This window comes from Mycobacterium talmoniae (assembly GCF_001854525.1).
GTDB classification, from domain to species: Bacteria; Actinomycetota; Actinomycetes; order Mycobacteriales; family Mycobacteriaceae; genus Mycobacterium; species Mycobacterium talmoniae.
Map to the genome: position 1 here is coordinate 1 of NZ_MLQM01000201.1, position 9,286 is coordinate 9,286.

At 72.1% G+C, this 9,286-nt stretch carries 8 protein-coding genes and 1 pseudogene; 7 read left to right on the forward strand and 2 right to left on the reverse strand.

What is annotated here, in order from left to right; all coding sequences use genetic code 11:
• Both BKN37_RS29365 and BKN37_RS23815 read left to right on the forward strand, forming a co-directional pair.
• The coding region (locus tag BKN37_RS29365) for a hypothetical protein (protein WP_207547289.1) at nucleotides 1-233 on the forward strand (233 nt) is incomplete at its 5' end.
• 22 nt (nucleotides 234-255) lie between these two features.
• Nucleotides 256-1,239, forward strand: coding sequence for a bile acid:sodium symporter family protein (locus BKN37_RS23815; protein ID WP_071029405.1), 984 nt, complete (start codon nucleotides 256-258; stop codon nucleotides 1,237-1,239).
• On the opposite strand, the gene BKN37_RS23820 is transcribed toward BKN37_RS23815, so the two are convergent.
• A complete protein-coding gene (locus tag BKN37_RS23820) occupies nucleotides 1,226-1,831 on the reverse strand; it encodes a YqgE/AlgH family protein (protein WP_071029400.1) in 606 nt (201 codons plus the stop codon). The two genes, BKN37_RS23815 and BKN37_RS23820, sit on opposite strands and share 14 nt — an antisense overlap.
• A 115-nt stretch (nucleotides 1,832-1,946) precedes the next feature.
• On the opposite strand from BKN37_RS23820, the gene BKN37_RS23825 reads away from it, so the two are divergent.
• Complete coding sequence (locus BKN37_RS23825; RefSeq protein WP_071029401.1) at nucleotides 1,947-3,263, forward strand: MFS transporter; 1,317 nt, start codon at nucleotides 1,947-1,949, stop codon at nucleotides 3,261-3,263.
• Between the two features lie 106 nt (nucleotides 3,264-3,369).
• Nucleotides 3,370-4,143, forward strand: a complete 774-nt coding sequence (locus tag BKN37_RS23830; protein ID WP_071029402.1) for a TIGR03084 family metal-binding protein — start codon at nucleotides 3,370-3,372, stop codon at nucleotides 4,141-4,143.
• A gap of 113 nt (nucleotides 4,144-4,256) precedes the next feature.
• Here BKN37_RS23830 and BKN37_RS23835 read toward each other — a convergent pair whose 3' ends face one another.
• Complete coding sequence (locus tag BKN37_RS23835) at nucleotides 4,257-5,699, reverse strand: CCA tRNA nucleotidyltransferase (protein WP_071029403.1); 1,443 nt, start codon at nucleotides 5,697-5,699, stop codon at nucleotides 4,257-4,259.
• A gap of 267 nt (nucleotides 5,700-5,966) precedes the next feature.
• Between BKN37_RS23835 and BKN37_RS23840 the strand changes: the two genes are divergently transcribed.
• The 3 genes and pseudogenes from BKN37_RS23840 to BKN37_RS28090 form a co-directional block, all read left to right on the forward strand.
• The gene (locus BKN37_RS23840; protein ID WP_071029404.1) at nucleotides 5,967-6,728 is read left to right on the forward strand and encodes an NUDIX hydrolase; all 762 of its coding nucleotides are present in this window, start codon (nucleotides 5,967-5,969) and stop codon (nucleotides 6,726-6,728) included.
• Nucleotides 6,729-6,756: 28 nt separating this feature from the next.
• Nucleotides 6,757-9,195 carry a hypothetical protein gene (locus BKN37_RS23845; RefSeq protein ID WP_242657343.1) on the forward strand — a complete coding sequence of 813 codons (2,439 nt, stop codon included), beginning with the start codon at nucleotides 6,757-6,759 and terminating at the stop codon, nucleotides 9,193-9,195.
• Nucleotides 9,149-9,286, forward strand: a pseudogene (locus BKN37_RS28090) (hypothetical protein); the annotation flags it as partial. The gene BKN37_RS23845 and the pseudogene BKN37_RS28090, both read left to right, overlap by 47 nt.

Genomic DNA, 9,286 nt, shown 5'->3' on the forward strand with positions numbered 1-9,286 from the left:
CCAGGCCCGCGCCGCCCCCCCACCGGGCGCCCGCGGCGCTCCGCGGGCGGGGGGCCGCGGTGCCCCGGGCCGGCCCGCCGCCCGGCGCGGTGTGGGTGCTGGCGGTGTGGGTGCTGGGCGCGCTGGGCACCCTGGCGGCCGGGTCGTGGCAGGGTGCCCGCTACATCGCCCGGCGCGAGGCGGCGGCCGCGTGCACCGGCAGCTGCGCGAGCTGCACCCTGTCCTGCCATTGACCGAGATGCGCCGCGGGTCGTGCTGAAGCGGCTGTCGGCCTTGCCGGTCGACACTTTCTTGCTGGCGTTGCTGGCGGTGGTCGGCCTCGCCACGCTGCTGCCCGCCCACGGGACCGCCGCCGATGTCTTGTCCGTCGCCACCAAGGTCGCGATCGGCTTGCTGTTTTGGCTCTACGGCACCCGGTTGTCCCCGCAGCAGGCCTGGCACGGGCTGCGGCAATGGCGGCTGCACCTGCTGGTGCTGGCCACCACGTTCGTGGTGTTCCCGGTGCTCGGCCTGGCCGCGCGCGCGTTGGTGCCGTCGGTGCTGAGCATCGATCTGTACAGCGGGCTGCTGTTTTTGTGTCTGGTGCCCTCGACGGTGCAGTCGTCTATCGCGTTCACCTCGATCGCGCGCGGCCACGTGTCGGCGGCGATCGTGAGCGCCTCGCTGTCCAACATCCTCGGGGTGGCGCTCACCCCGCTGCTGGTGGTGTTGCTGATGCACACCAGCGGCGCACCCCACGTGGACGCCACCGCGATCCGCGACATCGTGCTGCAGCTGCTGCTGCCGTTCGCGCTCGGCCAGCTGATGCGGCGGTGGCTGGCCGGGCCGATCGCCCGCCACACCCTGTTGACCAAGGCGGTCGACCGGGGGTCCATCCTGCTGGTGGTCTACACCGCGTTCTCGATCGGGATGACCGAGCAGATCTGGAGCACGGTGGAGCCCTGGCGGGTGGTGGCGGTCGCCGCGGTCAGCGCCGCGCTGCTGGCCGCGGTGCTGGCGTTCACCACGGCGGCCGGCCGGCTGGCCGGCTTCGACCGCGGCGATCAGATCGTGCTGCTGTTTTGCGGCTCCAAAAAGAGCCTGGCGTCGGGTCTGCCGATGGCGCTGGTGTTGTTCCCGGCCACCACGGTCGGGTTGATCATGTTGCCGTTGATGCTGTTTCACCAGATTCAGCTGGTGGTGTGCGCGGTGATCGCCAGCCGGCTGTCCCGCGGGGCTGAACCGGTCAGTTCCGGCTGAGGTCGATCGGGTGGGTGGCCAGCAGCGCCAGCGGCATCGGTTGGCGGCGCAGCACCCGGCCCCACAGATCCACCCGCGGCTCCACCAGCACGTCGGAGGGCAACGCGGACAAGACGATCCAGTCGTCGCGCTCGATCTCCCCTTCGAGCTGCCCGATGGTCCAGCCGGAGTACCCGGCGTAGATCCGCACCCCCTCCACGAACGGCGCGATCGTCTCGGGGTCGGCGTCCAGGTCGACCATCACCATCCGGCCCACGACGTGCCGCACCCCCGGGATGCCCTGTGGATCCACCCCGACCCGTAGCGCGGCCAGGCACAGCGCCGCGTCCCGTTTCACCGGTCCCCCGACGAACATCGTCTTGGGTTTGCTGGCCAGCTTGGCCCACTGCGGCAACACGTTGTACACCGCGGTCTCGCTGGGCCGGTTGAGCACCACCCCCAGGGTGCCGCCGTCGTTGTGCTCGACGATGTAGATCACGCTGCGCCGGAAGGTCGGTTCCAGCAGTTCGGTGTTGGCCAACAACAACGTCCCCGCGCGCACCCGATACGCCGCTGGCGCGACGTAGTCCTCGGGGTCTTCAGGCGCTGCCACTCCACCATCATGGCATCCCGTACCCGCTCCCTGTGGCGAACAGGCGCGGGCCGCGCCGATATTTGTACTGTGGTTTGGAGTCGGCGGCTTCCCCCCGCATCCGGAAGTAGGTTCTGTGGTTGATACGCGCGCACACGTCACGTTGTGGCGGTCGGCGCGCAGCCTGCGCGAGTTCTGGCGGCTCCTGGAGCTGCGGGCGGTAAGCCAATTCGGCGACGGGCTGTTTCAGGCCGGGCTGGCCGGGGCGCTGCTGTTCAACCCGGACCGGCCCGCCGACCCGTGGGTGATCGCGGGCGGGGCCGCGGTGCTGTATCTGCCCTACTCGCTGCTGGGCCCGTTCGCCGGGGCGCTGCTGGACCGGTGGGACCGGCGGCTGGTGCTGATCGCGGCCAACGTGGCCCGGCTGGTGTTGGTGCTCGGGATCGGGACCTTGCTGGCGGTCGGGGCCGGTGACCTGCTGGTGTTGTGCGCGGCGTTGCTGGCCACTGGGTTCAGCCGGTTCGTGTCCTCCGGGCTGTCGGCGGCGTTGCCGCATGTGGTGCCGCGCGAGCAGGTGGTCACCATGAACGCGGTGGCCATCGCCACCGGCGCCGTCGCGGCGTTCCTGGGTTTTGTGTTCATGTGGGTGCCGCGCTGGCTGATCGGCTCCGGGGACACCGGCGGCGCGACGATCATTTTCATCGTCACCATCCCGGTGACGATCGCGCTGGTGCTGTCGGTGCGGTTCGCCCCCCGCATGCTCGGTCCCGACGACACCAAACGCGCCATCCACGGATCGGTGACCTACCTGGTGATCACCGGCTGGCTGTACGGCGCCCGCACCGTGCTGGACCGCCCGACGGTGGCGGCCACCCTGTCCGGGTTGGCCGCGCACCGGATGGTGTTCGGCATCAACACGCTGGTGCTGCTGGTGCTGATCCGGCACGTCGGCGCGCAGGAGGTGGCCGGGTTCGGTCCGGCGGCGCTGTTCGTCGCCGCCGCCGGGACCGGGTCGTTTCTGGCCACCGTGCTGACCCCGCCCGCGGTGCGCCGCTGGGGCCGCTATGCCACCGCCAACGGCGCCCTGGTCGCGGCCGCGCTCATTCAAACCGCCGGGGCCTTCTTGTACCTGCCGGTGATGATGGGGTGCGGATTCTTCCTGGGTGTGGCCGGCCAGATGGTCAAGCTGTGCGTCGACACCGCCATGCAGATCGACGTCGACGACGCCCTGCGCGGACACGTGTTCGCGGTGCAGGACTCGGTGTTTTGGGTGTCGTTCGTGGCGGCGATCGCCGCGGCGGCGGCGCTGATCCCCGACGACGGGCATGCGCCGCTGCTGATCCTGGCCGGGACGCTGGTGTATCTGGCCGGGCTCGTCGCGCACGCCCTGATCGGGCGGGGGCAACGCACACCGGCGGCCGAGGTCGACGTCACCGTGAAAAACGCCGAGTAGCCATCCCGCGAGATTGACGCCACGCAGGGGTTCACTCGACCTTTTGCTACCTGGTTTCCATCTCGCGGCGTGGTGACGCCTCGAAGGCGCGCGTTAGGCTGCCGGGATGGCCAATGCTGCCCCGGTGGTCGCCGACCTGCGCGCCGAATCCGACGACCTCGACGCGCTGGTGGCGTCGCTTCCCCAGGACCGGTGGGCCGGCCCGACACCGGCCCCGGGCTGGACCATCGCCCACCAGATCGGCCACCTGTTGTGGACCGACCGGGTGTCGTTGATCGCGATCACCGACGAGGCCGGCTTTGCCGAGGTGCTGACCACCGCGTCGGCCAACCCCGCCGGGTTCGTCGACGAGGGGGCCGAGGAACTGGCCGGCACCCCGCCGCCCGCCCTGTTGGCCGACTGGCGCGACACCCGCACCCGGTTACACGACGCGCTGCTGAATGTCGCCGACGGCCGCAAGCTGCCGTGGTTCGGGCCGCCGATGAGCGCGGCGTCGATGGCGACCGCCCGGTTGATGGAGACCTGGGCGCACGGCCTGGATGTCGCCGACGCGCTGGGCGTGACGCGCCCGGCCACCGCGCGGCTGCGCTCCATCGCCCACCTCGGGGTGCGCACCCGGGACTACGCGTTCATCGTGAACGGCCTGACCCCGCCGGCCGAAGAGTTTCACGTGGAACTACGCGCCCCCGACGGCGACACCTGGTCGTGGGGCCCGCCGGACGCAGCCCAGCGGGTCACCGGATCCGCCGAGCATTTCTGCTTTTTGGTGACCCAGCGCCGCGCGTTGAGCGCCCTGGACATCACCGCCGATGGCGACGACGCCCGGCGCTGGCTGCAGATCGCCCAGGCCTTCGCCGGCCCACCCGGCCCCGGGCGCTAGCGACCGCTAGGTCCCCTACGGCTACCCCGTGCTGGGCGCCGAGCAGACGCAAAATCGCATTGCGCGGGCCTCCCGGGTGCGATTTTGCGTCTGCTCGGCCTCATAACGGGCGGTTACCCGTTGCCGCGGTCCTTCCACCACGCCAGCAGTGCGGCGGTGGCCTCCTCGTGGGACAGCGGGCCGCGGTCCAGCCGCAGCTCCTTGAGGTAGCGCCAGGCCTCGCCGACCTGCGGTCCGGCCGGGATCCCAAGCAGCTGCATGATCTCGTTGCCGTCCAGGTCGGGCCGCACCCGCTGCAGATCTTCCTGCGCGGCCAGCGCAGTGATCCGCTGCTCCAGCTGGTCGTAGTTGGCCTGCAGCCGGGCGGCGCGCCGCTTGTTGCGGGTGGTGCAGTCGGCGCGGACCAGTTTGTGCAGCCGCGGCAACAGCGGGCCCGCGTCGGTGACGTAGCGGCGCACCGCCGAATCGGTCCACTTGCCGTCGCCGTAGCCGTGGAAGCGCAGATGCAGGTACACCAGCTGCGACACGTCGTCGACCATCTGTTTGGAGTACTTGAGCGCCCGCATCCGCTTGCGGGTCATCTTGGCGCCGACCACCTCGTGGTGGTGGAAGCTCACCCCGCCGTTGGCCTCGTGGCGGCGGGTGGCGGGCTTGCCGATGTCGTGCAGCAACGCCGCCCACCGCAACACCAGGTCGGGGCCCTCATCCTCGAGCGCGATCGCCTGCCGCAGCACGGTCAGCGAATGCTGGTAGACGTCCTTGTGCTGGTGGTGTTCGTCGATGGCCATCTGCATGCCGCCGATCTCGGGGAGCACCACCTCCCCCATCCCGGTCTGCACGATCAGGTCGATCCCGGCGACCGGGTCGGCGCCCAGCATGAGCTTGTCCAGTTCGGCGGCCACCCGTTCGGCGGTGATCCGGCCCAGCTGCGGCGCCATCTCCTCGATCGCCGCCCGCACCCGCGGCGCGACGGTGAAGCCGAGCTGGGCGACGAACCGCGCCGCGCGCAGCATCCGCAGCGGGTCGTCGCCGAACGACACCTGCGGCGCCGACGGGGTATCCAGCACGCCGGCCCGCAGCGCGGCCAACCCGCCCAGCGGATCGAGGAACTCCCCCGGCCCGGTCGCGGTGATGCGCACCGCCATCGCGTTGGCGGTGAAGTCGCGGCGCGCCAGGTCGTCCTCGAGGCGGTCCCCGAACCGCACTTCCGGGTTACGCGAGATCTGGTCGTAGCTGTCGGCGCGGAAGGTGGTGATCTCCAGCCGCTGATCGTCCTTGCCGACACCGACGGTGCCGAACTCGATGCCGGTGTCCCACAGCGCATCGGCCCAGGACCGCACGATGCGCTGCACCTGGTCGGGACGGGCGTCGGTGGTGAAATCCAGGTCCGGGCTCAACCGGCCCAGCAGCGCGTCGCGCACCGAGCCGCCGACCAGAAACAGTTCGTGGCCGGCCGCGGCGAACAGTTCGCCGAGATCGCGCAGCACCGCGGCGTGTCGGTTCAACGCGACCGCGGCCGCGGTCAGCAGCTCGGCGTCGTCAGGGGCTTCGGGCACGTTCGGACAGCCTAGTCCGGCCTGCTGAGGTGCGCCGAATGTGCATCCACGGCGAAGAATCGGCCCCAATCCCGCCCTACGCGCACACTCGGCGGGGGCGACGCCGCACACTCGGCGGGGGCGGCGGCGCACGCTCGGCGGCGGCCTCGATGCGGGACGGGCACCGGACACGCGCATGGACAAGGGTGGGACACGGTTTGCCCACGGGGAGGTGTATACGGGCGAGTGCGCCGGAGGCGGCCAGGCGCGCCAGCTACTATCGCATGGGTGTCGGACGGCGAAAAAGCCCAACCAAAGCGACGCCGGGGCCGGCGCCGCGGTCGGCGCGCTGCCGACTCCGCCACCGGCCGCGCCGAGAACCGGGCCGTGGAAACCGCGGCCGACGGCGCCACCCCCACCAGCCGGCCCAAACCGCGCCGGCCTCGCTCGACCCATCACGGCCCCGGTCGGCTGCGCACCGTGCACGAAACCTCCGCCGGGGGGCTGGTCATCGACGGCATCGACGGGCCGCGGGAGGACCAGGTCGCCGCGCTGATCGGGCGCATCGACCGCCGCGGCCGGATGCTGTGGTCGCTGCCGAAGGGCCACATCGAGGTCGGCGAGACCGCCGAGCAAACGGCGATCCGGGAGGTCGCCGAGGAGACCGGGGTGCAGGGCAGTGTGCTGGCGGCGTTGGGCAGCATCGATTACTGGTTCGTCACCGACGGCCGGCGGGTGCACAAGACCGTGCACCACTATTTGATGCGCTTCGCCAGCGGTGAACTGTGCGACGACGATGTGGAGGTCGCCGAGGTGGCCTGGGTGCCCATCGGGGAACTGGAATCCCGCCTGGCCTACGCCGACGAACGGCGGCTGGCCCAGGTGGCCGATGAATTGATCGACAAACTCCAAACCGGCGGGCCGGCCGCGTTACCGCCGCTGCCCGCGAGCACGCCGCGGCGTCGACCCCAGACGCATTCGCACACGCGCAACCACCGTGTCGACGAGCCAGCACCGGGCCGGAAGAACGGTCGCGGGCCGGTGCCGTGACGCGCCGATGTCGATGCAGAGCGCAGCGATGAGCAGGGGCGGCGCTTCCACCCGGTCGACGACGGTGCAGAGCGCGGCAAGCACGAGGTGTGCCGCCGTCGCGCGCCTGGCCGTGGTGGTCGCCATCGTGATCGGCCTGGCGGCGCTGCTGGCCCTGCCCGGTGCCCTGCCGCGCGCCGGGGCCGGCGAGCCCGGTAGCGCGCCGTTTGTCCAGGTGCGGATCGACAAGGTGACCCCGACGGTGGTGACCACCACCAGCGAGCCGGTGGTGACCGTCGTCGGCACGGTGGCCAATGTCGGCGACCGCCCGGTCCGGGATGTGATGGTGCGCCTCGAGCACGCCGCGGCCGTCGCGTCCTCCGCCGGGTTGCGCACCAACCTCGACGGCGCCAACGACCAGTTCCGGCCGGTGGACACCTTCGTGACGATCTCCGAGGAGCTGCAGCGCGGACAGGAGATCGGCTTCACGCTGTCCACCCCGGTGCGTGCGGTGGACCAGCCGTCGTTGGAGATCGACCGGCCCGGGGTCTACCCGGTGCTGGTCAATGTCAACGGCACCCCCGACTACGGCGAACCCGCCCGGCTCGACGACGCCCGGTTCCTGCTGCCGGTGCTGGGGGTTCCGGCGAACCCCGACGAGCCGGCCGCCGACCCGCTGACCGGGGTGGTCGCGCCCGACACCTCCAAGCCGCTGCAGCTCACCATGCTGTGGCCGCTGGCCGGCCGGCCCCGGCTGGCGCCCGGGGCGCCGGGCGGCAGCCGGCCGGTTCGGCTCAGCGACGACGAGCTGGCGAAATCGCTGGCCGCCGGGGGCCGGCTGGACACCCTGCTCTCGGCGCCCGAGTTCGCCACCAGCCCCGCCGTGGACCCCGATGGGGCCGTGGGCCGCTCGCTGTGCCTGGCCGTCGACCCGGACCTGCTGGTCACCGTCAACGCGATGACCAGCGGCTACGTGGTCGCCGACGCTTCCGACGGCGCCACCCACCCGGGCGCCGGGCAGGCCGCGGCGGGCGCCTGGCTGGACCGGTTGCGATCCCTGGCGCGCCGGATGTGCGTGGCGGCGACCCCGTATGCGCAGGCCGACCTCGGCGCGCTGCAGCGGGTCGGCGACCCGGGCCTCAACGCGATCGCGGTCACCAGCCCCGCCGATGTCGTCGATCAGATTCTCGGGGTCAGCTCCACCCGTGGCGTGACCCTGCTCGGCGACGGACCGTTGACCGGCGCGGTGGTCGACCTGCTCAGCGGCCAGGGCAACACGGTGGCCGTCACCGCCGGCGACTGCGCCGCCCAGGACACCGCGACCGGCGCCCTGACCACCACCGACGTCAACCCGCGACGGATGTCGCCGCAGGTCATCGCCGCACCGTTTGACCCGGCCGTCGGTGCGGCGTTGGCCGCCGCCGGCGCCGACCCGGTGGCCCCGACCTACCTGGACGCCTCGCTCAACGTCCGGCTGCGCCGCGCCTCGGCGGCCGCACGGCGTCAGGACGCGCTGGGCTCCATGCTGTGGCGCGCGCTCGAACCCGGCGCCGGGCCGCGGGTGGAGATGCTGATGCCGCCGACCTCCTGGGCGCCGCAACCCGACGACGCGCAGGCCATCCTGACCACGCTGGCCACCACCATCCGCGCCGGGCTGGCCGTGCCGCGCCCGCTGACGGTGGCGATCACCGACGCGCAGACCGCGGTGGGCGCGCCGCAGCCGCGCAGCACCGACGGGGTCGCCCGCGGCGGCTTCGACGACACCGTCGTCGCGGAGATCAACACCCAGGTCACCCGGCTGTGGGGGCTGACCTCCGCGCTGACCACCGACGTGCGCACCGGGCTGTCCGGGGTGGCCTACACCGCGCCGCTGCGCGAGGACATGCTGCGGGCGCTGTCCCAGGCCGAGCCGCCGGACAGCCGCAACGGGCTGGCCCAGCATCGGCTCGGCGCCGTCGGCGCCGCCATCGACGACCTGTTCGCCGGGGTGACGATCGTCAACCCCGGTGGCTCCTACACGCTGGCCACCGAACACAGCCCGCTGCCGCTGGCACTGCGCAACGACCTGGCGGTGCCGATCCGGGTGCGTTTGCAGGTCGATGCCCCGCCGGGGATGACGGTCACCGACGTCGGCGAGATCGAGTTGCCCCCGGGCTACCTGCCGCTGCGGGTCCCGATCGAGGTGCGGTTCAACCAGCGCGTCGCGGTCGACGTGGCGTTGCGTACCCCCGACGGGCTGCCGCTGGGCGAACCGGCCCGGTTGTCGGTGCACGCCAACGCCTACGGCAAGGTGCTGTTCGCGCTGACGCTGACCGCCGCGGCGGTGTTGGTCACGCTGGCCGGCCGGCGGCTGTGGCACCGTTTCCGCGGGCAACCCCACCCCCCCGACCCCGCCCAAAACCCCCGCGGCGCGGCCCGCACACCCCTCCGCCCCCGCCGCGGCAGCCGCGGACGCGCTCAACGCGTCGATCCACGAAACCTTCGATGAATCGCAGATCTTTCGGATCGACCACTTCCTGGGCAAGGAGCCGGCCCAGAACATTCTGGCGTTCCGGTTCGCCAACGGGCTGTTCGAGCCG

Coding starts and splice junctions, on each gene's coding strand:
- BKN37_RS23830 (WP_071029402.1), top strand. CDS start 3,370: ATGGCCAATGCTGCCCCGGTGGTCGCCGACCTGCGCGCCGAATCCGAC.
- BKN37_RS23845 (WP_242657343.1), top strand. CDS start 6,757: ATGAGCAGGGGCGGCGCTTCCACCCGGTCGACGACGGTGCAGAGCGCG.